This window comes from Rhizobium freirei PRF 81 (assembly GCF_000359745.1).
Classification (GTDB): Bacteria; Pseudomonadota; Alphaproteobacteria; order Rhizobiales; family Rhizobiaceae; genus Rhizobium; species Rhizobium freirei.
Map to the genome: position 1 here is coordinate 1 of NZ_AQHN01000065.1, position 23771 is coordinate 23771.

The 23771-nt window shown below is 58.1% G+C and carries 21 protein-coding genes and 3 pseudogenes; 12 read left to right on the plus strand and 12 right to left on the minus strand.

Going from position 1 to position 23771, the window contains the following annotated elements; translation table 11 throughout:
- The first annotated feature begins 266 nt into the window (after nucleotides 1-266).
- From RHSP_RS35595 to RHSP_RS16850, 6 genes and pseudogenes are all read left to right on the plus strand, one after another.
- Entirely contained in the window at nucleotides 267-761 is a 495-nt protein-coding gene (locus RHSP_RS35595; RefSeq protein WP_240535447.1) for a hypothetical protein, read from the plus strand.
- A 318-nt stretch (nucleotides 762-1079) separates the two neighbouring features.
- Nucleotides 1080-1251: pseudogene (locus RHSP_RS34670) on the plus strand (IS5/IS1182 family transposase); the annotation flags it as partial.
- A gap of 954 nt (nucleotides 1252-2205) precedes the next feature.
- Complete coding sequence (locus tag RHSP_RS16835) at nucleotides 2206-3456, plus strand: MFS transporter (RefSeq protein WP_004119727.1); 1251 nt, start codon at nucleotides 2206-2208, stop codon at nucleotides 3454-3456.
- A gap of 329 nt (nucleotides 3457-3785) precedes the next feature.
- Complete coding sequence (locus RHSP_RS16840; RefSeq protein ID WP_240535448.1) at nucleotides 3786-4610, plus strand: SH3 domain-containing protein; 825 nt, start codon at nucleotides 3786-3788, stop codon at nucleotides 4608-4610.
- A 396-nt stretch (nucleotides 4611-5006) separates the two neighbouring features.
- A complete protein-coding gene (locus RHSP_RS16845; RefSeq protein WP_004119731.1) occupies nucleotides 5007-5231 on the plus strand; it encodes an antitoxin MazE family protein in 225 nt (74 codons plus the stop codon).
- Entirely contained in the window at nucleotides 5228-5551 is a 324-nt protein-coding gene (locus RHSP_RS16850; protein ID WP_004119734.1) for a type II toxin-antitoxin system PemK/MazF family toxin, read from the plus strand. The genes RHSP_RS16845 and RHSP_RS16850 overlap by 4 nt, the downstream gene beginning before the upstream one ends.
- Before the next feature lie 77 nt (nucleotides 5552-5628).
- On the opposite strand, the pseudogene RHSP_RS33085 reads toward RHSP_RS16850, so the two are convergent.
- The 9 genes and pseudogenes from RHSP_RS33085 to glmS form a co-directional block, all read right to left on the minus strand.
- Nucleotides 5629-6012, minus strand: a pseudogene (locus RHSP_RS33085) (ATP-dependent DNA ligase); the annotation flags it as partial.
- A 78-nt stretch (nucleotides 6013-6090) separates the two neighbouring features.
- Nucleotides 6091-6699 carry an aminotransferase class I/II-fold pyridoxal phosphate-dependent enzyme gene (locus RHSP_RS36035; protein WP_376766902.1) on the minus strand — a complete coding sequence of 203 codons (609 nt, stop codon included), beginning with the start codon at nucleotides 6697-6699 and terminating at the stop codon, nucleotides 6091-6093.
- Entirely contained in the window at nucleotides 6602-7198 is a 597-nt protein-coding gene (locus RHSP_RS35600) for an aminotransferase class I/II-fold pyridoxal phosphate-dependent enzyme (protein ID WP_092576572.1), read from the minus strand. Before RHSP_RS35600 ends, RHSP_RS36035 begins: the two co-directional genes overlap by 98 nt.
- Before the next feature lie 143 nt (nucleotides 7199-7341).
- Entirely contained in the window at nucleotides 7342-7551 is a 210-nt protein-coding gene (locus tag RHSP_RS34675; RefSeq protein WP_135488292.1) for a hypothetical protein, read from the minus strand.
- 150 nt (nucleotides 7552-7701) lie between these two features.
- A pseudogene (locus tag RHSP_RS16865) lies at nucleotides 7702-8036 on the minus strand (type II toxin-antitoxin system RelE/ParE family toxin).
- 166 nt (nucleotides 8037-8202) lie between these two features.
- Nucleotides 8203-11373 (minus strand): efflux RND transporter permease subunit, encoded by a 3171-nt coding sequence (locus RHSP_RS16870; RefSeq protein WP_004119743.1) that lies wholly within the window; start codon nucleotides 11371-11373, stop codon nucleotides 8203-8205.
- On the minus strand, nucleotides 11373-12446 hold the full coding sequence (locus RHSP_RS16875) for an efflux RND transporter periplasmic adaptor subunit (RefSeq protein ID WP_004119747.1): 1074 nt from the start codon (nucleotides 12444-12446) through the stop codon (nucleotides 11373-11375). Before RHSP_RS16875 ends, RHSP_RS16870 begins: the two co-directional genes overlap by 1 nt.
- A 424-nt stretch (nucleotides 12447-12870) precedes the next feature.
- On the minus strand, nucleotides 12871-13401 hold the full coding sequence (gene msuE, locus RHSP_RS16880) for an FMN reductase (protein WP_004119752.1): 531 nt from the start codon (nucleotides 13399-13401) through the stop codon (nucleotides 12871-12873).
- A gap of 71 nt (nucleotides 13402-13472) precedes the next feature.
- Nucleotides 13473-15299, minus strand: coding sequence for a glutamine--fructose-6-phosphate transaminase (isomerizing) (glmS, locus tag RHSP_RS16885; protein ID WP_004119766.1), 1827 nt, complete (start codon nucleotides 15297-15299; stop codon nucleotides 13473-13475).
- A 493-nt stretch (nucleotides 15300-15792) separates the two neighbouring features.
- Between glmS and RHSP_RS16890 the strand changes: the two genes are divergently transcribed.
- Nucleotides 15793-16509, plus strand: coding sequence for a hypothetical protein (locus RHSP_RS16890; protein ID WP_004119769.1), 717 nt, complete (start codon nucleotides 15793-15795; stop codon nucleotides 16507-16509).
- A gap of 130 nt (nucleotides 16510-16639) precedes the next feature.
- Here RHSP_RS16890 and RHSP_RS16895 read toward each other — a convergent pair whose 3' ends face one another.
- Nucleotides 16640-17149, minus strand: a complete 510-nt coding sequence (locus RHSP_RS16895) for an Hsp20/alpha crystallin family protein (RefSeq protein WP_004119772.1) — start codon at nucleotides 17147-17149, stop codon at nucleotides 16640-16642.
- Between the two features lie 94 nt (nucleotides 17150-17243).
- Nucleotides 17244-17702 carry an Hsp20 family protein gene (locus RHSP_RS16900; RefSeq protein WP_004119775.1) on the minus strand — a complete coding sequence of 153 codons (459 nt, stop codon included), beginning with the start codon at nucleotides 17700-17702 and terminating at the stop codon, nucleotides 17244-17246.
- A gap of 273 nt (nucleotides 17703-17975) precedes the next feature.
- On the opposite strand from RHSP_RS16900, the gene RHSP_RS35850 reads away from it, so the two are divergent.
- The gene (locus RHSP_RS35850; RefSeq protein WP_276307826.1) at nucleotides 17976-18098 is read left to right on the plus strand and encodes a hypothetical protein; all 123 of its coding nucleotides are present in this window, start codon (nucleotides 17976-17978) and stop codon (nucleotides 18096-18098) included.
- 182 nt (nucleotides 18099-18280) lie between these two features.
- Here RHSP_RS35850 and RHSP_RS16905 read toward each other — a convergent pair whose 3' ends face one another.
- A complete protein-coding gene (locus RHSP_RS16905; protein ID WP_004119777.1) occupies nucleotides 18281-19366 on the minus strand; it encodes an extracellular catalytic domain type 2 short-chain-length polyhydroxyalkanoate depolymerase in 1086 nt (361 codons plus the stop codon).
- A 634-nt stretch (nucleotides 19367-20000) separates the two neighbouring features.
- Here RHSP_RS16905 and pmtA point away from each other — a divergent pair.
- From pmtA to RHSP_RS35310, 4 genes are all read left to right on the plus strand, one after another.
- Nucleotides 20001-20591 (plus strand): phospholipid N-methyltransferase PmtA, encoded by a 591-nt coding sequence (pmtA, locus tag RHSP_RS16910; RefSeq protein ID WP_004119780.1) that lies wholly within the window; start codon nucleotides 20001-20003, stop codon nucleotides 20589-20591.
- Nucleotides 20592-21779: 1188 nt separating this feature from the next.
- A complete protein-coding gene (locus tag RHSP_RS16915; RefSeq protein ID WP_240535449.1) occupies nucleotides 21780-22883 on the plus strand; it encodes a DUF3991 and toprim domain-containing protein in 1104 nt (367 codons plus the stop codon).
- Between the two features lie 111 nt (nucleotides 22884-22994).
- Entirely contained in the window at nucleotides 22995-23507 is a 513-nt protein-coding gene (locus RHSP_RS16920; RefSeq protein ID WP_210305302.1) for a DUF1419 domain-containing protein, read from the plus strand.
- Nucleotides 23504-23698: a hypothetical protein gene (locus tag RHSP_RS35310; RefSeq protein ID WP_028755183.1), complete on the plus strand. Its 195-nt coding sequence runs from the start codon at nucleotides 23504-23506 to the stop codon at nucleotides 23696-23698. The genes RHSP_RS16920 and RHSP_RS35310 overlap by 4 nt, the downstream gene beginning before the upstream one ends.
- The last annotated feature ends 73 nt before the right edge of the window (nucleotides 23699-23771 follow it).

A 23771-nucleotide genomic window follows, 5' to 3' on the forward strand; every position in this document is an offset into this window, starting at 1 on the left:
AGGCCTGTGCGACGAGCACAACGGCATTGACGGTGGTGGTGTGGGATGGATCGGCGCAGATCGTCTCGACGCCCGCGTAGGCGGCGCCTTCCTTGGAAACAGTCGCTGGCTTGATCTTGCCGGTGGCAGCGACCGCGGAGAACGCCACATGGGCGATTTCGAGGGCCGAGCACATGCCAGAGCGCCGGTGCCGCAGTTGAAGACGACGGACGTTGCGCCATCGAATATCCGAAGGCTTCGATGCTCCCGACAGTGCGGCGCGGGTAATGACCGACTTGACGAATGCTCGCAACGCTGAAGCAAACCAGCTCTACGGCGCCGCTCGCGGGCAGGCCACACCGGTCGATATCTCGCCGGTGCTCGATACGATTGACCAGACGCTTTCTCCCGGCGTCACACGAACGGCATCTGATCCGAAATCCATCCGTATCGTTTCCGACGAAGGGGAATTCTTCGTCGCAGAGGACAATCAGATCATAGTCGATTGGGTAAATGGCGGGGGCATGATCGCCGATTATGTTGCGCCAATCGTTGTCCCTGAGATGGTTTCAGCGCGCCAATTCAAACTGCAGCTCCTCGCTGCAGGCCTTCTCGACCAGGTCGATGGATGGGTGAAAACGCAGGACCGATCGGTGCAGATCGCCTATGAATATTCCGGCTCGTTCGTCAAATCGTCGCCGATGATGCAGGAGGGCTTTCAGGCGATGGGCTTCACGCCCCAGCAGATCGACGACTTCTTCACCGGGGCGGCGAAGCTGTGACGTTCTGGAGCGGTCTTTAGTGAAATGGCCCCACCTCAAGGCAGTGAGGCAGGGCCGAGGAACCGGGTGTGGTTCATTGTGCGCGAGCAAATTTCCGGGGGGCGTTTTGCTCGCGCAACGGTCCGTTACCACACGATGAAACCAAACTGAATGCCGGTTGCTGCCGAAGCTATCCAAAAAAGGAAAAGACATCGTGGATCGCGCGAAATTCTTCGCCGCGGTGCGCCCACGGTCGTCAGTCGCGGATAGAGCAGTTCCAGCGATCTTCAACGGTTTCGCCTTCGGTCAACTCGCGATATTCAATGGCTGAGCCGTTGCTCGCTGATCGAGACCGCCATTGGGGGATACAAGTCCATCATCGGAAAACGTTTTGCGCGCAAGATCGTCTCCCGTGCAGCAGACCGAAGTCGCTATCGGCTGCGCCGTCCTCAACCGCATGCTTGCTTGCGCACGCCCGAAATCCGTCCGCCGTAGGGCAGCCACGCCATAGACAGCCGTTTCAAAGATCGCCATCCCCTCAAATCCCAATCCATGCACCAACGCCCCAAACACGGGATTGCATTCCGCGACGGGCCGACGAGATAATCTTTTCTTGCTGCCGCTAGCATTGTGTCACCTCCGCATTTAACCTTCGGATTTAGCAATGCTTAAGATTACCAGCAATGCGGTTGGCTACGTTGATCTGGGTCAACACCGCGGCGTGCTGCATGCTTGGGGAAGTGGGGCAGAGCGACGGTAGGTGCTCCAAACCTGCTGATTTAAGTTTGGCTGGTTTCGCGAGTGCCGCAGCATGGCGCACCGATCTCACTGTGTCGCCGACTTCCTGAACTCAAGAATGACAACCTATCTTGTTATCAGCCGAGCAGCCGGCTCTGCCGCTTTTATGCGGCTCCTAAATGCTACAGAGAACAAGCGGCACGAGAGACGCGTTCGCGTGCGCGCTCTAAGAACACAATATCGATTTCATCGTTGACAACCTGCTGGCAACGGAAATTACAAGATGTCCGCGAAATGCATAGTTGAGACGGCGGGAGCATCTCATTTGACGCGTCTGCACCGGGTTTGCGACACAGTTTTGTTGAGCAAACTCATTTTGTCTCAAGTTAAATAGCTGAAAAGCTGACAGGAAGTCTTTCGGTGTTTTTGGCACGAGCCTTGCAGCCCTGTAGCGAAACGGCGGGAGCTGCCGGCGAACATTCCTTTCTCGGCTAAATCCAGCGGACGGACCGGGGGCTACAAGAGCAACATGTCAGATATCTACCAGAGTACATTCTACCGGAGAAGGCATTGACCACAGGGTCAATCCCTTCCGCCATAGAGCGGATTATCCCGCGACTGAGGAGGACTTCTGATCCATAACGTCTTTAGCAATCCTCGACGCACACGGAAGCGAAGCAGTCGGTTCGAGGTCGGCATTGACACCGAATGTGTGCCCGAAATCCATATGCCCCAGCAAGAAGTGCGATTCACAGTGCTCAACAGTGGAAATAAGCTTGGGAATGCGAGCTCGTATCTGAACGGCAGCACGCCCTATTGGAGGACGAACCTTATTGTTTGTGCTGCCGGTTCGTTCACCACGACCGTTGCCATGACAATGTTACTTCCCTTCTTACCCCTATATATCCGGGAATTAGGCGTCAGCGACCAAGCATCCATAGCGCAGTTTTCGGGCGTGGCGTACGGCGTGACTTTCCTTGCGGCCGCACTGGTTGCCCCGCTCTGGGGAAGACTTGCCGACCGCTACGGTCGGAAGGCGATGATGGTTCGCGCAAGCTTGGGCGTGGTCGCAGCGATGGCCTTGATGGGTGTAGCTCAAGATGTATGGCAGTTGCTGGCTATGAGATTTTTAGCCGGTCTACTCGGAGGCTACTCGTCTGGATCATATGCTTTGGTAGCGACACAGGTTCCCAAAGACCGTATTGGCTGGGCGTTGGGGTTCTTGGCCACGGGGATTATGGGGGGCAACCTCGTCGGCCCGCTGATCGGCGGATTTCTACCAACATTAATCGGCATTCGAGAAACGTTCTTTTTGACTGCGGCATTAGTCTTCCTCACTTTTGTTGCCAGCGCATTTTTGATCAGAGAGAATTTCAATGCTCGAACGACAGAGCGTGAACACTCCAACAGTTGGTCGACGATCCCAAGCAGGAGGCCTGTCTTGGCAATGCTGGCGACGGGCTTGCTTCTGATGATCGCCAATCTGTCCATTGAACCAATAACAGCGATTTACATTTCGCAACTCGTCGAGCCAAATCGTCATGTTACCCTTTGGGCCGGTCTGGTCATTTCGGGTACAGCGTTTGGGAGTGTTCTTTCCGCCTCGCACCTTGGAAGACTAGCAGATCGCGTCGGGCACTGGAAAGTTATCGTTGTCGCAATGTGCATCGCTGCGGCACTCCTTCTGTCACAAGCTTTCGTTACGAACGTTTTGGAGTTGGTGGGGCTGCGAATATTGATGGGGCTCGTTTTAGGGGGCTTGCTACCTTGTATCGGCAGCGTGATACGCCACAGCGTCCCCGAGCAAGCCGTCGGCGCGATCCTCGGCTGGTCGACATCGGCGCAGCACGCGGGTCAAGTGCTCGGCCCGGCCATTGGCGGCGTATTAGCTGCTCATGCCGGTATACATTCAGTGTTCTTTTTTACGTCATTCCTAATGCTCGTCGGAGGTTTTATTGCTTGGAGCAATCGACCTTAAGAGACAGGGCTAAGGACCGCGAGCCCATTAGCCAATCTGCACGAATTGCAGCGAGCCAGCCCGCAGCGGCTTAGCCTTATGGCCTGTAGACGCCGGATTTGGCGTGGCGCCGAGCTTCGAGCAGTTCGTCACTCTACGGCCACTGCGATCACTGTCCGCGGTCCATTCCGCAATGTGACGGCGCAGTGCTGGGCTATATGCGCGGTCATCGCCCGTTCAGGCGATACAAGACGCTCGCCCTTTCATGTATGTTTCCTTGCAATACACGCGCCGTCTCGGACACCAATGTCCAGGCGAGGCGTCGCAATTCGGCTGCTCCGGAGGGAAAAATGCGCAAGGCAATTCTGGTGGTAAGCGCGGCGGCCGCTCTCGCATGCTCGGGCGCCGCATCGGCGCAGTCGCTCCCCCAGCCCGTTCAGGCGGCGATCGACGAGTCCAAGAAAGACTGCGGAGGGCCTGCCAAGCTTGAAAAGGGCTTCGTCAGCATCAAGGACATCAACGGCGATCAGGTTCCGGATTACATTCTTGATTACGCTCATTTGAAATGTGTCGGCATGCCTTCATCCTTTTGCGGTTCGGCTGGATGCGAGACGCAGATTTTCGTGGCCAAACCCAACAAAAGTTACAAATCCATCTTTGACGACTATGTGCAGGGCATAGGCTTTGTCGAGATCGCAGGGCGACCGGCGATCAAGCTTGCCCTGCATGGAAGTAGCTGCGGCCGCGCCGGGTCCGACACCTGCTATTCGACCCTGTACTGGAACGGCAGGGATTTCAAACCGGAGCAAGGAAAAAGCGATCAGCCTGCCACGGAAAAAGCGACGGCCGCGGGCGGTGACCTGGACGTCCAAATTCTGGAAGAGGGCGGAGACGGTCAGGTGGCAAACTGCTCGAGCAACATGGTTGCCGGACTAAAAGCCAACGGGGACGGCTTTCTCGCAATAAGGTCCGGGCCTGGCAGCCAGTACCGCCAGCTTGGCGAACTTCACAATGGCGATATGGTCATCGCCTTCCAGCAGCGCGGACAGTGGGCCGGTGTCGTCTACGGGAGCGAGACCCCCAATGTGAGATGCCATTCAACGAAAACGCACCCCCTGCCCTATAAGAACAAGGGCTGGGTCAACGCGAATTGGCTCAAACTCGTTGCCAACTGACCGGGCGTTGTGTTGGCATTCGTTCGCATCTGCCAAACATTGGGCGGCGCAAATATGGGCACAGGATGGTTCGCATTTACTGTATCCTGAAGCGTACGCGACAGTGCCGTATCGCTCTGAGGTAATTGCCTCTTTTGTTTTTGAAAATGTCGGGTCACCAATCCACTTCGTCGACACATTTTGACGACCAGTCGTTGTGGACGATGAATGGTCGGTTCTTCGGCAAAGGCCCCAGGCAAGCGCCGGAACTCGATCAGCCCGCCCCTCCCAACCGACGCCTGAATATACCGCAACTTGTCCCCGCCAGAGTGAGTACCTTCACGCTCTGCTGCGACTCATTGACATGGCGGGGCTCGCCCATTATGTTACATGTAACAATCACATTGGAGTTTGATCATGGCAAGCTCGGTCAACGAACGAGTTCAAAAGCGCCGTGAGACGTTGCGCGCCGCTGGGCTGCGTCCTGTGCAAATATGGGTTCCCGATACTCGTCGCCCTGGTTTTGCCGCCGAATGCCATCGTCAGTCCGTTCAGGTAGCCCTTGCCGATGCCGCCGATCCCAGTCTGCAAGACTTCCTTGACGCCGCTCTCGATGACCTGGACGACGAGGGTGAAGCGTGAGGCGCGGTGACATTGTGACCGTCGCAATCAGCGGTGATTTCGGCAAGCCGCGTCCAGCACTAATCATCCAGGCCGATCAGTTTGATGCAACTGGAACGATCACTGTCCTGCTGATCTCCAGCACACTGGTCGACGCGCCGCTCATTCGACCAACCATTCAGCCGACAGTGCAAAGCGGATTGCGAAAAGCCTCGCAAGTGATGGTGGACAAAGCCATGTCCGTGAAACGGGATAGAATTGGCACAACGATCGGTCGCCTGGAAGATGATGCGCTCCTGGCGGTCACAAGATCGCTCGCCGTTTTTTTAGGTGTTGCTTAAAGATGAACCCATCCGGGGTGCTGGTAGCCCGGCATAACTGCATCCGCGTCCCCGTGTACCACGCCGGAAAGTGCCTACCGGCGCTCGGATAGCTCCATCTGGCGGAGATCGTGGCCATCGAAGTACAGAAGATCGAAGGCGTAGAAAATCGCCTCCCCCGAACTCCGTTTACCGCCGCGACCGCCCAGCGCCTGCTGAAGGGCACGGAAGTCTGACCGTCTTACCTCATCAAGAACAACCGCCTCGCGATCGAGGATGGCGTTCCCACCGATCTCACCTGCTGCCGCGGCAATCGATGGAAAGCGATGTGTCCAATCATGGCACCACGCGTAAGGATGCGAACACGCTGCGGCTCGATATGGACGGCCAAGCGGGATCCGTCCCATTTGATCTCATAGACCCAATCGGCACCCTTCGGCGGCTTCGAGCAGTGCAAGGCATGGCTCGACCCGTTCCGGCATTGGGTCAAATGGAAAGCGTGGCTGGCCCTGCCGCTTCTCGCGCAGCGGACTAACCCCTATTCCTTCCGTTATCCAAGATTAAAGTTTGTGTTTAATAGCCTGGCTGAGGCGCTTTGCGCCCTCAACAAGAGTGGTGGGGTGGCCTGCGAAAGTTAGCCGCAGGAAAGAGCCTTCTGGGTCCGCAGGAAACCATGGGCGACCAGCGCCAACGATAACGTCGTTCCGGGCCAGGTCTGCAGCGAGTGCGACATCGCAGACGTGATCCGGCAAGCGTAGCCAAAGGTGCATGCCTCCGGTCGGGACCTGGAACGTCACGCAATCCCCAACTTCCTCGCGCAGCACCCCGACGAGGACATCGCGCCGCTCGATTAGGGCAGCGCGGACGGCCTTGAGATGAGGCTTCCATCTTGGCGCGGAGACAACGGCCAAAGCCGCCGCTTGCAAGGGACCGGAAACAAAAAAGTCTTGACTCGCGCGAGCCACCTTCAGCCGTGCCAGGGCAGCTCCCCTTGCGATAACGGCTGCGACCCTCAAACCGGGTGCAGCCGATTTGGCAAGGGACCTAATATAAACAACGTGTCCATGGCGATCAGCCGTCGCAAGCGGAGCCGGTGCGTTGCCTGCCAGATCGAGATCGCGCGCCCAGTCGTCCTCGATGATGAAGGCGCCCGCCTGCCTTTGCAGCAATGTCGAGGACAGCAGCTCGCCGCTCATTCGACATGACGACGCCCGAAGGATTGGAGAAGGTTGGTTGGCTGTAAAAGACCCGGGCCCCCGTCTGTTCGAAGGCGTCCTCCAGCAGTTCCGGTCGCACTCCGTTTTCGTCAATGGCTACGGGAATGACTTCAAGACCCGCCGCCCGGGCAGCCGACATAGCGCCAGTATAGGTCGGCGTCTCCACAAGAATGGGACGTCCAGGCGGCACAAGTGCCCGTAGCGTCGCAGTGATCGCCGCCTGTCCGCCGTTGCATATGATGACATCGTGGGGTGAGAACACGGCGCCGTTTCCGATCTCGCGCGCGAACCACGCCCGCAATGACTGAAGACCCTCGATCGGCAGTCTATCCCAAAGATCGACACGACCTGCGGCTCGACGGAGCGCGTGTGCCAAAAGGCCAGACGCCTGTAGATCAGGCGGCAGGTAGCCCATGCTCAAGATCAAGCCGTCGGCTGGTGGAAGCGTCAATGAAGTTTCCAAAAAACCACCGTCTCCCCGCGCAGCTCCAAGCGCGACAGATTGCCAAGATAGGTCGACAACCTCGGCGGGACTTGCGGGCCCCTCGCGAACGAAGGTTCCTTTGCCCGGGCGAGCCTCGATCAGGAGCCACCTCACTTCAACGGGAATCCGGGCCGCGCCTCCGTTGCGATGGCACGCGGTTCGAGTTTTTTGAGGATGCGATATCGGCCGGTCGCCTGGAGTTGCTGCACCATATCGTCCTCACTTAAAGCAGCTGACCGTTGGCGCTTGGCAGGCAATGAAGCAGCTGCCTTCGCGGAAGGTGTCTCACTTGAAACAAACAAATCGAACTGCTGCGTCACTCAGTCCCCGACGTTATCTTAGAACGAACTCTCCAGACTGCTGTCCGGCAAATCGGTTAGGCCATCTCCTCCAAAAAATCAGGAGAAAAAGCACAGGATAACGGCGATGTAGCTGATCTGACATGCGTCACAGCCCGACCGTAACGCCTCTCACACAATGATGCATGTTGGTCTACTCAGTGAGTCCAAGACAGGATCGCCGGTCCAGTCTTCATGTCTATGGCGTATTCGGATCACGAAAATTGCTCCGTTTTCCTCGATCTTGTAGACAATAGGATGGGCCTCGAACGGATGAATTCTAACGGTGGCGAAATCTCTTCCAGCTCACGTGCCATTCGCGGGTTGGCGGCAATGAGGTCAAGCACAGCGAACAAGTCATCATGATATCGCCTCGCCTGTGTGGATCCGAACATGCTTACACCTTGTTCGGCGATCGCAATGATGTCCTCTTCCGCCTCAACTGAAAGGCTAAAATTAAAATGCATTATCTGCTGCCGCGCATAGTATCCACACGCGCGACTGCCGCAACAAAGAAGGCGCCGAGCTTCGCACTTGACCGCAGGAGGCAATATCAATGACAGGCCGAGGGTTGGAATTCGCGTGATTTGATCGACAACGAGAAGCGTTTGCCAAAAACGCCTCCAGTCCCGATCAAGGTGTGGGTTCGATGACTTTATGCTGAGATGGAGTCATCTCTAGGGATTTCCCTGTATCGCCGCCGAGATCGCCTGGCAAATTACTGAACTCCGTCTCTCGCCCGCAGGTCGCATGGCGTCGAAGCGCTCGGCGATTGAACGATTTGAGCAAATTTTGCAGGTCGTCGACGAAGGTGAAGATGACCGGGATAATGATGAGGCTGAGCAGCGTTGATATCATCACGCCTCCGATCACCACAATGGCCATCGGCTGCCGGAAGCTGGAATCCCCACCCGACAGGCTGAGCGCGGCCGGCAGCATGCCCGAGGCCATGGCTATGGTGGTCATGACGATCGGCCGCGCCCGCTTGTGGCAGGCATCGACGAGCGCATCGAACCGGGACATGCCTCGGCGACGTGACATGATCGCATATTCGATGAGAAGGATGGAGTTCTTCGTCACAACGCCCATCAGCATGAGAAGGCCGATGACGGCAGGCATCGAGAAACTGGTGCCCGTCACCACCAGCGGCACCAGCGCGCCGCCGAGCGAGAGCGGCAGGGCCATCAGAAGCGTGAGCGGCTGCAGGAAATCGTGGAACAGCAGGACGAGCACCGCATAGATGCAGAACACACCGATCGCCATCGCAAGCGCGAAGCTCTGGAACAGCTCGGAGCTGCGCTGCAACTCGCCCTGTTCCACCAGCGTAACGCCTGGCGGCAGATGCTGGAGAGCCGGCAGCGCCTTCGCCTCGCGGTTGACATCGCCCAGAATGCGGCCGTTGAGTTCGACGGAAACGGTGACATTGCGCATGCGGTCGATACGGTCGATCTCCGAAGGGCTGCCGCCGATGCGGACATCGGCAATCGATCCGAGATCGACATTGCCATTGGTGCCGGCCACCCGCATGGTCTTGATATCATCCAGACTGGTGCGCGTTTCCGGCGAGAAGCGGACGACGATCGGGATCTGGCGTTGCGGCAGGTTGAGCTTCGGCAGGTCGGAGGAATATTCCCCATTTGTCGCCACGCGCACGGCGCTGGCGATCGCATTCGACGTTACCCCGAGCGCTGCGGCGCGCGCAAAGTCGGGCGTGATCTGAATTTCCGGCGCCTGCCTTGCGGCCGTTGATGTCACCGCACCGATGCCATGCAGCGTGCGCAACTGCTCCTCGAGCGCCGTGCTTGCGCTATCGAGCGCACTGGCATCGTCGCTGGCCAGAGTGAACTCGAGCTTGGTACCGTTGCCGATACCGACCGCCACACGCACTCCGGGGAGGACGGAGAGCGCCTGCCGGATATCGTTTTCGATCTCCGACTGCTTGCGGTCGCGCTCATCAATCGGCGTCAGCGTGGCGACGATCGCGGCAGACCCGACACTGCTCCTGGCGACCGTCGCACCACCGCCCGAGGATCCCGAGCCGATAGCCGCAAACACATGTGTCACGTCGGGAATCTCACTGAGAATATCTGCGGCCTTCCTGGTTGCGGCGTCGGTTTGCTCGACAGTGGCGCCGGGCTGCAGGGTGAGCGTGATCTGCGTCCGCGAGTCGTCAGCGGCTGGCAGGTATCCCGTTCTTAAGAGGGGGATAACGGAAAGCGAAACCGCAACGACGACGGCAGTCACGGCCACTGTTGTCTTCCGGTGATCGAGGGCAGCCTTCGCGAGCGCCATATAGGCGCGCATGATTCGGCCATCCTTCTGCTCCGACGGATGAGCCTTCATGAAATAGGCTGCCATCATGGGGGTAAGCAGACGCGCAACGACAAGCGAGGCAACGACGGCAACAGCGGCGGTGATGCCGAACTGACGGAACAGGAGGCCCGGTATGCCGCTCATGAATGCCGTCGGCAGGAAGACGGCGACCAGCGTGAAGGTGGTGGCGATGACGGCCAGCCCGATCTCGTTGGCCGCCTCCATCGCGGCATCGATCGGCCGCTTGCCCATCTGCAGGTGGCGGGCAATGTTTTCAATCTCGACGATGGCGTCGTCGACGAGAATACCTACCACAAGCGACAGCGCCAGCAAGGTGACGACGTTCAGACTGAAGCCCGCCAGGTACATGACCAGGAAGGTCGGTATGACCGACAAGGGCAGTGCCACAGCCGACAGGATCGTCGCGCGCCAGTCCCGAAGGAAGAGCCAGACAACCACGATCGCCAGGATCGCACCCTCATACAGTATGTGCATCGCGCCGTCATAATTGCCGAGAATTGACCCGATCAGGCTGTAGACTGCATGGATCTGCACATTGGGATGCGACGCTGCGAAATTTTTCATTGCCGTGTTAACGTCAGCCGAAACGCTGCTGTCGGAAAACCCGTTCGAACGCTTGATTTCGACGGCGATCACCGGCTTGCCGTCGAGATAGGCCATCGAGGTGCGCTCCGCGAAGCTGTCCTTGACCGAGGCGATGTCGTCGAGTCGGGCCTGCTGCCCGTTAGCGAGCGGTATAGTGAGCTCCCTCAGGGCCTCGACCGACTCTACGGCGCCGAGCGTGCGCAATGTCTGACGCGTGCCGCCGACTTCGCCAAGGCCGCCAGACTTGTCGGCTTGCACGGCCTTCAACTGCGCTGATACGGTCGCGGCGGTGACGCCGAACGACGCCATCGTCGAAGGATCGAGATCGACATGGACCTCGCGATCGATCCCGCCGATGCGGTTGACCTGGCCGACGCCCGGGACCGATAGCAGTGCCTTGGTCAGATCGTTATCGACAAACCAGGAGAGTTCGGTCTCGTTGAGAGCGGTCGAGCGGACGGCATAGGTGACAAGTGCGGAGCTTTGGACGGTGGCCTTCGTAATGATCGGCGTCGCCATCTGTGCCGGCAGATCGGCCTTGACGCTATCGACGGCATTGCGGACCTCATTGAGGGCCGTTTCGCTGTCTTTCTCCAGCTTGAAGGATACCTTGGTCGAGACGGTGCCGTCGGTGATCGTCGTGAGAATATGATCGAGATGGCTCAAGGAGGTGAGGCTATCCTCGATGGTGCGGGCAACCTCCGTCTCGAGCTGCGTCGGCGCAGCGCCGTCGAGCGTGGCGGTGACACTGATGGTCGGCAGGTCCATATCCGGAAAGTACTGAACCGCCAGCTGTTTGAATGCCCAAAGCCCACCAAATCCAAACATCACAAACAGCAATATCGCTGGTATGGGATTGCGGATCGAGAAGGCGGAGAAATTCATCAGTTCTTCTCCGCAATCTTCACGAGGTCATTGTCCGACAGAAAGGCACCGCCTGACGTCACGACCTTCGACGACCGATCGATGCCGAAGACGATCTCGACTTCACCATTGTTGCGGCGGCCGGTTTCGACGCGGACCCGTCGCACCCGCTTGTCCTCGCCGGCGGTGAAGACGTAGCTGATGCCATCCCGGAACACGATTGCGGTCTCGGGGACGGTGAGCGCCGGTGTGGTCTGCAACTCGATGCTGCCCGTGACGTAGAGGCCGGTCCGCGGACGAATGTCGGCGGGAAGCGCGACATAGACGATCGCCCGGCTGGTGTCGGTGCTGACCGAGGGTCCGACAAGCCGCACCTTGCCGGCAATGACGTGACCTTCCGGCCCGTTGATCCTAACGCTCAAGCCTTCCGAAATGCGCGGCAGATAACGCGCCGATACTTCGGCCTGCCATTCGACACGCTGCTGGCGCACCATGCGGAACAGCTCGGTGCCGGTGGAGACGACGGCGCCGAGATCGGCCGAACGCGAGGTTATGAGGCCATCGTCGGCGGCGGTGATAGTCGTCTGCGCAAGCTTGATCTTTTCACTGTCGAGCGCGGCTTCCTCGGATGTCAGGCTTGCCGTCGCCGTCTGCTCGTCGGCCAGATATCCAGTGATTTTCTCGTCGGCGAGGGCCCCCGAAGTGCTGAGCTGGCGTGCACGATCCGCATTCGCCTTGGCCTTTGTCAGATTTGCCTTGGCAGTCACGACAGCCGCCTCCTGCTTGCGAAGGTCCGCCAGCACGCTCTCCTGCGAAAGCCGGGCCAGCGTCTGCCCCTTCGTGACCACGGACCCGACATCCGCCAGGACGTCGGTGATGCGCAGGCCACTCGTTTCGGACGCGATGATTGCTTCCTGCCAGGGCTTCAACCAGCCGCTCGCGGGAACGGTCTCCGGCCAGTCCCGTATTGCCGGCGCCGTCAGAGAAACCGTCAGAGCGGGTGCGGCCGCCTGTTCAGCCATGCTATTGGCGCAGGGAAACTGGAGTGCTGCACAGACAAGAACGGCAGCGAGTAGAAGACACGGTTTTCTCAAATGGCAATTCCTCGCAGTTCACGGGTGTCCGCGCTCAACCGTGGCGTCAAAAATGTCGGCTGTTGTGGTGCAAAGTTGAAATGCCTGACGGTCTCGAAGGTGACAAAACTCAACTGTTCAAAACATCTTGGCGACACCAGTGATGTCGGGCTATTCCGCCGTCCAAAGCAGCAGTTTTTTGTCGGCGACTCCGTCAGAGATCGCCAATCAGCTGCTGGATTGAGCCAGGATTGGGCGCACTCGCCAACTATAACAAGACCACCTACGGCCGGGGAGAGGCTAGCGTTTTGAGGACACTGGCATCCGATTGGACCAGGGAAACACAGAGTCAACGTTGTCTTCGAGGCGGTGAATACCGCTAAATCGCCTCTTAAGGTTCGCGTGGGACAATAGAGCCTGTTGCGCCGACGTTTGCTGCGTCTGGTCATCCTATTGCGTATGCTGCTTCCTCGACAGCCCGGCCTACACGCATGCGGATGGCCTCGGAAATCACCTCCCCGTGGGCGAAGTCATTACGGGTGGCATAGATTGCGGTCGGCATCGCAAGCGCTTCAAAGAACCCGAACAGAGGGCGCAACTGATGCTCGACGACAAGCGAATGACGCTCGCCTCCGCCCGTCGCAGCGATGATGATAGGCTTGCCCCTCAGCGATGTTGGATCGAGCAAATCGAAATAGTGCTTGAATAGGCCGGTGTAACTGCCCTTGTAGGTGGGTGAGCCTACAACCAGGACGTCTGCCTCCAGCATTTGGTCTACGACCCCGCGTGCTTGAGCGCTGAGGTCGTCTAGCCGTTTGGCCGCCAATAGTGAAGGTCCAAGGTCATCGACATCGAAGGACTGCGCCACCGCTCGCGTTTTGATTGCCAATTGCCCGACGATATGGTCGACGAATGTGCGCGTCGTGGACGGTCGTGTTATGTTCCCCGAGAAGCCAAATATCTTCGTTTGCGGCATGTCGATCTCCAAATGCTCAGCAGTTATAAGTCATCTAAACTCTGTCATTCGTCCCTTACGGAAACGATGACCTATTCGACGGTGACTGATTTCGCCAGATTGCGCGGCTGATCGACGTCCGTGCCCGCAAACACGGCCGTATGATAGGCGAGTAGTTGGACCGGCAGCGAGAAGATCATCGGCGCAATGATCTCGTCCACATTTGGAAGAACGATTGTTTGCATCGTGTCGAGCTTCAAGGCGCGAGCGCCCTTCTCATCCGTGATCAAGATGATCCGTCCGCCGCGGGCCGCAACCTCCTGCATGTTGGAAGCGGTCTTATCGAAAAAGCGGTCGTGTGGTGCGATCACGATAACCGGCATGTTCTCATCGATGAGAGCAATTGGACCGTGTTTCAGTTCGCCGGCAGCATACCCTTGCGCGTGAATATAGGAAATCTCCTTTAGTTTCAGGGCGCCTTCCATGGCCAAAGGGAAGCTGGTTCCGCGGCCAAGATAGAGCACGGCGCGGCACTTTGCCAATTCACGCGACAGAAGTTCGATCCTGGGTTGGATGCTGTTGAGCACCTGCCCAATGACGCGCGGCATCTCGGCAAGCCGGGCGACCAGTGTCTGTTCCTCCTTCTCCGTAAGGGTGCCACGCGCCCTGCCGGCAGCAACCGCGAGCGCAGCCAATACGGCGAGTTGGCATGTAAAGGCCTTCGTAGACGCAACGCCGATCTCCGGTCCGGCGAGGATCGGGAACACAGTGTCGGACTCTCGTGCTATCGTCGATTCGGGCGTGTTGACGACTGCACCGGTCTTCAAGCCGTGCTCCTTGCAATAGCGTAGGCAAGCAAGTGTATCGGCCGTCTCGCCCGACTGTGAGATGAAGAGAGCTGCCACCTGTGGCGAGAACGGGATTTCGCGGTACCGAAATTCGGAGGCGACATCAATTTCGACCGGCAGACGTGCGTAGTGCTCGAACCAGTATTTGCCGATTAGTCCGGCCAAGTACGCAGTGCCGCAGGCGGAGATCGCCAAGCTTTGCACGTTGGTGAAGACGGTGTCGCGCCAAGCCGCGACCACCTGATTGTCGCTGAAGTTGATGTAATGGCCAAGGGTATCGGAGATGGCCTCCGGCTGGTCGTAAATCTCCTTCTCCATGAAATGGCGATAGTTGCCCTTGTCGATCATATGGGCCGTCACCACCGAGATCTGCCGCGGTCGGGTGGTGACCTTTCCGTCGATATCGAAGATACGGACGCCAGTCTTGTCGATGACCGCCCAATCGCCGTCGATCAGGTAGGTGATCTCGTTAGTGAAGGGCGCCAGCGCAATCGCGTCCGATCCGAGAAACATCTCGCCGCTTCCGTGACCGATCGCGAGCGGCGGGCCATTCCGGGCAGCCATGATGGTCGAAGGGTCCTCCTCGAAGAGCAGAGCCAGCGAGTAAGCGCCTCGGACGCGCTTCAGCATCGCATGCATAGCTTCGCGCCGGGCCATGCCGTCCCGGCGAAGTCTTGCCACGAGATGCGCGATGACCTCCGTGTCGGTGTCGGTTTGGAACTCGGTGCCGGCCGCGGTCAGCTCATCCTTCAATTCGGCGAAATTCTCGATTATCCCATTGTGGACGACTGCGATGCCGTCGCTAAAATGTGGGTGGGCATTGCGTTCCGTCGGCGCGCCATGGGTTGCCCAGCGCGTATGGCCAATGCCGATTGTGCCCGCCAGGGGCAGTTCTTTCAGCTTTGCTTCAAGGTTGAGGAGCTTGCCCTCACAGCGCCGGCGATGGAGCGCTCCACCGTCGATCGTCGCGACGCCTGCCGAATCGTAGCCACGATATTCAAGCCGTTTCAATGCGTCTATCAACCGGTCCGAAACCGGATGATGGCCGACAATACCCACAATCCCGCACATACATTCTCCGCGTTTTCGCATATCGGCCACAACGCACTCACCTAGTCCGTCAGTCTGGAGTGAGCGAAGCTGCTTCACTCCTTGATCGCCATGACGGCTATCATTCCGTCAGAACTCCGTGGCAAAACCGTCGTGCTGTCGCGCTAAGCCAAATTCAGCGCGTTCTAACGGCACTCGACTTATTGGAAAAATCGATTCTTTGGATCGCACCCATTTACGTCATGGATTATCGCCGCATCGGTTTTCACGCTGGGACGACGGGTGCCGCCTCGGACATAAACCGGCCGGTTTCCCAAGGCAGAGGTAACGTCCGTCATGATGCGCTCAGCAGCCATCATTGGTGCCAGGTATCTACGGAAACCTTGAAAGCGGGACGGTAGGTCCGCTCACACAGCCTTTTAGAAGTCACCTTCGAGCGTTCTTGTGGGAAAGCCTCCCTGGCAATAAATATCGTCTCGACCGCTCATCAAACTCGCACAAAGGATGACTTTTCGTGTCAATTTACTGTTGGAAGTTTATACGGGTTATCGCATTTGCACCTGCTGCTGCGATCATGCTGGCCGCGCATAGCATATCGGCGCAGGAATCGTTCACCACGGTGCAATGGCCAAACACGCCAACGGCACGGATTGAGGCGCTTGCGATTCTCCAGACCTTGAATGCAACTCTCCTGAGTAATGCTAGTGCCACTTTGACGCTCGACCGGTGGTGTGCCGGACACAATCTCGCACCGCAAGGTTCTAAGATCGTTGCACAGCGGGTACGCGGGAGAGACAAGCCCGTCAATAGCCGCATCCGAGAACTTCTGGCGGTCGGCCCCGACGAGCCCATCGCCTACCGACATGTCCGCCTCGTTTGCGGCAATCGCGTCCTTTCTGAGGCTGACAATTGGTATGTTCCGGCAAGGCTGACAATGGACATGAATAAAGCGTTGAATACGAGCGACGTTGCCTTTGGCAGAGCCGTCCAATCTCTTAAATTCACCCGCACAAATCTATCTTCCAATTTGCTGTGGTCCCCTCTTCCAGAAGGATGGGACGTGGAAAAGGAACTACCGACACCCGCAACGGGATCTCTTATACTACCGCCCTTTCTTCTCGAACATCATGCAGTGCTGAAGCTTCAGGACGGCACTCCGTTCAGTGCGCTGGTCGAAAGCTATACGAGCAATGTATTGGACTTCCCGCCTCCACCTCTGCTTACCCACTAAGTGCCCATTGGCGCTGCGACCAAAAGCGCAGCGCCCGGGATGGTATTTTCGATCGCGACCGTAAGACAGCGTCGCCGTTGCCGAAGCTCGTCGGGTGCGTTTGTACCCGGCGAGCTTGCAGCTGTCGGTATTATTCGGTGTTGTCGATGGCGATCCGCTTGACGTTGGCTCGCTCCTTCTCGGTCTTCGGCAGCGTCACCGTAAGAAGGCCGTTCTTGAACGTTGCGGCGACCTTACTCTCATCAAGCTGGCGACCCAAAGCCAGTCGCCGTTCGAAGCGTCCGTAATAACGCTCGCTGAACCCGCGATCCTTGTCCTCGGTATCGGACTTGTTTTCACCACGAAGCGTAAGCACGCCGTCTTTCAGCAGCAACTCGATATCCTCTGGATCGATGCCCGGAATTTCCGCTATCACTCGGATTTCGTCGTCATTCTCCTTGATCTCTACGTGCGGCCACTCGGCGCCAATCGGCGATGTGCCACCAAACAACGATGGCGGACCGAAACTGCGGAAGACTTCGTCGAACAGACGGTTGACATTGCGGTGAAGCGACAGGAACGGGTCTATGTCGTCGCCACGATAGACGTTCGGAACCTGGCTGTTGCCACGGCTCCATGGGATCAGGTCACGTACACTCATGACTATCATCCTTTCTTCGGTTTTTTTCTCCTGTCGTGCGATGACGTCCTTGGCGGTTCGGGAACAGCCGAGGAGTAAGCAGGTGCGCATCACGCTAGGCTTTGGCGCCCTCAATCTGCTTTGAAGCGGCTTTGGCAGTCTCGGCTTGGATGGCAATCCGACGCGACTTCATCTCCACAGGTGTTTCCTTCTTGAGATTGATGAGGAGTAGCCCGTTTTCGAGCTTTGCTCCTTCGACGATCACGTGATCAGCCAGCTCAAATCTGCGCACAAACGACCTTACGGGAAGGCCTTGATGCAGATACAGTGCTTCGTCGTCCTCGGACTTCGCGCCGTTCACCACGAGCATTTTTGCCTCGTGGGTGATCGTCAGTTCGCTTTCGGCAAAACCTGCCACCGCGATCGCGATGCGATACGTGTCTTCGCCGAGTTTTAGGATGTTGAAAGGCGGCCACTTGTCGGCGTTAACGCTGGCATTTTCGAGAAGATCGAATATGCGGTCGAAGCCGATGCTGGACCTATAGAAAGGGGTAAGATCGAGGTTTGTTCTCATAGCTACATCCTCCACGGAGCAACATAGATACGAGGAACGCCAAGAAGCTCGGCGCCCCTGACGTAGTCGACTCTTTTTGGCGTCGACGACAGATGAAATGGGTAGCTAGCGAGGTAGGGTCAAGAGGGCGCGCAAGACTTTTCGAGCGGGAGTGACTCAAACAATCACTATAAGTTCATACGGTTAGAAATCTAGACGTTCGAGAGCTTTGGAATCTCACCATCGTGTTAAAACCGCAAAAATCAAAACCGAGATAGGTTGGCGCGATGCCAAATGGATTACAGTTCGCGCGTCATTTTCATTCCGATGCCGCGCGTAGAAACTCATAAGAACCTCTTTGTCCATGCGCAGAAGGTCGTCACGTTCGATCTCTCGAACGATGGTAATCTGAAGTGAAATTCCTTTCGAACGCTCGGGAGAAGATGCCGTAGGGCGTCGAATCTCGCCAATATGGTCAAGGTTAAGCTCGGCCCCAAGGCGCAACGCGGTTATGATGCCCGCGTGTGGTAACACTCGGTCCACCCAAGGAGAACGGATGTCGCCACGGCGATAACTGCAGGTGTCTTGGCGCTTCGCCGTCAGAGGGCGCCCAGAGCAGCGATCATCTTCATAATGGCGTCCATTTGGACAGCACCCTTGATCGCATAGTTGCTGCCTGTAAAGCCCCACCAGTCCCAACAACCCCGGGGATTATACGGCCTCCGGAGTGACTTATTGACTTGCGGATACAGCACTATGATACCGTTGGTATCCGCCCAGTTATTCAGATAGAGCTTGGTATACCAATCGTCCCCAATCGATTGCTGCGATTGGCGGCAGCCATGGATGGAAACATGCAGTTTGCAGTTGGCCCTAGGCTTGCCGCAGCTGTCGGGGATAAAGACATGCCCCACATCCGCCATGCTCGACACCGGGTTGGCGGCCCCGTAGAGTTTCTGGTCGAACGCCCTCAACTTCCCAGTTGGTTTGGCGGCCGGCTGGTTAAGCTTGCCATAGATGAACTGCAAAATCGCGCCAGCCTGGTCGTAATTGTTGTCGTTGGCAGTATTTGGGGGATCGTTCACACATTCGTTGATGTACGGCGTTGCGTTGGTCGGGCACAAATTCCCGAAGACCTTCGAAACAAACGAGTGACCGGCAGGGTAATTGCTGACATAGGCGAGGTTTGAATCGGGAACTCGGGCCAATTTGAAAAACTGGACGCTAGCATCGACGGCACTTTGCTTGACGATCGTATCGGCCGTACCGCTGAAAATGTAAATCTTCTTTGATCCAAGGTTGGAAAGCGGGTCGATGGCGCCGATCCGCGAAGACGTTTCCGCCGCAGCGAACAACATCGCAGGATTTGGAGGAACGCGCGGCACTTGGCCCATGCAGATTCCCGTATAGGTGAGATTGCCCATAGCGCAAAAATAAGGTCCACCAGCGACAATGCCGGCTCCCATGAAACTTGATGAATACGCGACCTGCAACTGCGAGGCCATGAACGCTCCCGATGATAGGCCCGACACCGAGATCGCGTTGCGATCGATCTTCAGTTTTGGCAGCGCTTGGGTTTGTGCCACCCCGGTCAGCAGCAGCAGGCTGAAACTTGCGGTGACAATTCGTTTAACCAGGCTACAAAACCTGGTTTTCTTCCAATCCGGAAAAATCTTTGCGCTCATACCCTCATACCCCTTTGCGGGAATAGCTTTGGTCGCGCCCTTAAATTTGCGACCAGATTGTCAGAGGAGGCTTTTCGTGCCGCATGCGGTTCACTGCCCCTGCCGAAAGCCACAGATTCGATTGCAATTGTTGCCGCGCTGCTAAACATAGAAGATGCCCAACCTCGGATCGAATGTCGTGGTGCATTCCTCCACGACTGATTTCGTACAAATTTCATGCCACCAAAAACGGCATATCATCAAAATGTCGGGGCATGGCTCCTCGCCCGTGCGCCGCGTCGACGTATTCCGACAAAATCGTATGTCGCTCGCTTTTGGAGACGTGACGAATTGATTGGTTCGTTGACAGCCTGATCGGGGAGCCCTCAGCGATCATTGTGAGTGTGCTTTAACTGTGATGGAACTCCCGAGAATATGGTAAAGCTGGCATTTCTTTCGAAGTATGCCGGTCTGAACCGGAGAACCAAGGCGCCCAAAGGGCGTGGCTTGGTAGTGAATGGTGCTCGCCGCGGGTTTCTTTTATGAGCAAAAGGCGATGTTGAGCTGAAAATGCCGCCGCCGGGCTTGCATTTGTCGCATTTTGACGGTGTTTGTCGCTCCCATGATTCTGATCGGGTGTCAAAGCGGAGGCAAAATGGGCGTGCGGCAGCGGCTGGGGTTGAAGTTCAAGGATGAGATCGCGTTCCTGAAGGGCTGGAAGCGCGACCGCACAGCGGTAGGCGCCATAACGCCCACTTCCGTTGCGACGGCAAAGAAGATGGCAAGCGTTATCGATCCTTTCTCCAGCCTTCCTGTCCTTGAACTGGGTCCGGCAACCGGCGTAATCACAAAACAGATCCTGGCGCGCGGCGTTGGGCCCAAGGAGCTCTTGTCCATCGAGTATTCGCCCGAGTTCTGTCGGCATCTTCAGCAGGAGTTTCCCGAGGTCGACGTTCGATGTGGAGACGCCTTTGCGCTGGATCTCGTTCTGGGCGCTCAGCGAGGTGCAAAGTTCGACTGCGTCATCTCCGCTGTGCCCCTCCTTCATTTGCCGCCTTCAAAGCGATTGTCGCTGATCCTCGATCTTCTCGAACGGATTCCGACAGGGCGGCCCGTCGTCCAAATCACCTATGGATTGCTCTCTCCAGTCGTCGCGCTTCCCGCCGGATACGAGGTCCGTCATCTGGCTTTCATGATGCGCAACATTCCGCCGGCACAACTTTGGACCTACCGAAAGACGAGATGACCTCGGCCATCTCATAAACATTGATCGAAAAGTTTTGATCGCTGGGCTGATGACGAACGCGACCGATGTGGAAAGCGCTTGGGCGGCTTTCCAGACGCGCGCTGCCCTTCGTTCGACCAGCGCCCAGAGCGGGCCGAACGATCGAAGATCGAGGCCTCGCGGCGGCCAAGAAATGTCCGTCTCTATCTCATCGCGGACAATCGCTCCGGCAGTCACACCGCGCCGGCGGTTTGCTCAATGTCATCACGTTGATCGTGAAAATGGCGCTGACTGCCCAGCGCTTTCGGGAAAAAGGGCCGCCGTAAGAAGGGTGTTGCTCGCGCCGGGGATTGGATCCAGCGACTGCAACGGGCATTGCGCCAAAGCGCATTGCAAAGCCCGCCAAAGCGCCATCCAGATTGCAAAAGTCGATCTGTTGGGCACCAAAAGCGGCCTCATAGAAGTCGGCAACCTCTGTTCCCGGCCATCCTCTAAGCTAAGAACAAAGACATTCCGATGCTGATATCGTTGGCTATCTCAATCCTCTCTCATCAGGGGAATCACCGAGTTCAAATATGCCATAAGCCGGTCGATACGATGGCATCGCGCAGGCAGGCGGCCGATGAAATCCGCCCGGCATTTCGAGACCGCAGGCCGCAGATCGTGACCTGGTCGATGCAGTCGAGCGTCGTTGCGTGAGGCACCTCCCTAACCAGTCCAATCCCGCTCTCTGTTGATGGAGTCCTGGCCCGGTTCCGGATCTTCCACCCGCGAGCGGTCCGCTAGCCATGCTGCGGCCGCTTCCGCGTCGCGCAGCGGTGATCGCGCCCTCCCCGGGCGGGCCTTTTGTGGAGTGATCGAGCGGGAATTGGGCCGCTCCGAAGGAACCACTCACATGTCGCACGAATCTCTCACTCGCCCAGTCCCACGCTTTCCAGCTCTCCCGCAACCTGATGGTCCCGGTCACCCTCTTCTCCGTCGACGGCGGATAACGGCGTCCTGCCGTCCGACGCAATCGACGCCGATGAACGATCTTGAGATCGTCCATGAATACACGCCTTGGCATTGAGCCGGCGGCATGGCCTGCGGCGTGCCGCTAGCGAGCGGCAGGCCGCAAGGGAGGCTTCGCCGCGGTCGACCTTGCACGATTCACCAAATTGCCAGCCGCGCCCTTGCGTCCTTTGCTCTTCGCGGCCGCTGAAGTGGCCGATGAATAGAACTGACGAGCAGGAGGCGATCGCTTTCGCGATCGGAAGGAAAATGGAGAGAAGAGAAATAGAATCGCTTCGCGACAAGGTAAGCTGCGCCGCCGTGCTGGATAAGAACGGGTTTGCCATTGACGTCAAGGAAAGCACCCGGCGGGCGGTCAAGTACCGCCGCGGCAGTGAGATCATCATCGTGACGCATGGAGGGCGTGGATGGTTCGATCCGCTCAGCGATGCGAAAGGCGATATCTTTGGATTGGTCGAGCACCTTGACCGTGTTGGCTTTTCGGCATGCGTCGCAAAGGTCGCGGACCTCATAGGCTTCCATATTTCCAAGGCTGAGTGGCAGCCTGGCATTCCGGACGGCCAATCCGACCTTCCGCTTGGCGATCGCTGGCAGGCGCGCCGCCGCCCCTGGCGGGGTTCATCAACATGGCGGTACCTGCAGGACGTGCGTTGCCTGCCGACGGTTCTTTTATGCTCGGCGATCAAACGCAACCTTCTTCGCGAAGGTCCGCAAGGCACCATGTGGGCCGCCCATACGAACGAGGCAGGCGGTGTCACAGGCTGGGAGGCGCGCGGTCCGCAATACCGCGGGTTCGCCTCGGGAGGAACGAAGGTTCTCTTTCGTCTGGGGTCGCGTGCAGCGGTGCGACTGGCCGTCACGGAAGCTGCGATCGACGCGATGAGCCTTGCGGCAATCGAGGGCCTGCGAGACGGCACACTCTACCTCAGCACCGGCGGCGGCTGGTCGCCGACCACGGCCGCGGCACTCCGCAGGCTTGCGTCGGGCCCCAACGTCCAGCTTGTCGCTGCCACCGACGCCAACCCACAAGGCGAGATGTTTGCCGAGCGACTACGCGCACTTGCCGAGGAGGCGGGATGCGACTGGATGCGACTTCGCCCGTCACAAGAAGACTGGAACGAAGTTCAGAAGCTACGCCCGAAGCGGGGCAGCGAGAAACAGAAATTGGAGGAAGAAGCGAAAGAGGAAGAGGCGTGCCGCAGGCGAGCCGGCCGCGTCAAGGGAGGCTTCTCCCGGCTAAAGCCAGCCCTGGATGCGGGAGGTCGCGATGCCGGCGGCAGGAAACGGATCACGAAGGACTGAAGAAGATGGCAGGGTCGAGAGGACTGAGCCGCGCTTGGTCCGCCCGCGCAAGGAGCCGCAAATGGCCTCTTCCCTCCGCAAGTGTTTCAGGGCGTCGCAAGCCGCCAGCAGATGTTTCCCACGTTCGACCGCCACGTCCAGCGACCCGATCGTCGGGACCGTGACGCAACTCCGCTCTATGCAGGCGAATGGTTCGAAATCCCCGAGGCCGAGCACGATTACATGTTCGAGATCCTGCCGCCGCTCTGGATCCGCGGCTCGCTGTTCGCGATGCGGGAATTCCTCACCGGCTCGGTGACATACGTGTTCTTCGCGCTGCGCATCGACGAGGCGATCCGTTACTTCCACGGTTACTGCGACCTCTCCGACAAGGTGTACGACGAAGTCGCCGCCAAGCTGCCGGTCCAACTGCGCCACCTCCCCGCGCCGATCGCATCTGTGCGCGACCTGGTTGCGCGCGGCAGCGCCGATGCCGCGACGTATGGCGGTTACCGCAATCGACGGCTATCACTACACAACCCTGCTGCAGCGCACCGGCGCAACCCAGGAGCTCGATCTTGCCGTCACCATGACGCCGCTCGGCGCGGTTTCACGGCTCGAGCATGCGCTCGACGGTGTCGATGAGGCGCAGGAGCGCTATCGGTATCGCTTGCACGAGGCCGAGCGGCGGTCTTGTCTCCTATCGCTCGCGCGACGGCGGCATGTTCGCGTTCGCGGACGACCTTTCCGACAAGCGCCAACAGGTTCGGGAGGTCGATGAGGTCCTGGCGACCGCGGCGCGCGGGGAAACGGCGGGGACGTCTGACGCCGCTTGACGATCAAGCCCGTCTCGATGGGTCGTCCGTGGCGGTGCAGCACGCGCATAGCTGCATTGCACAATAAATGTTT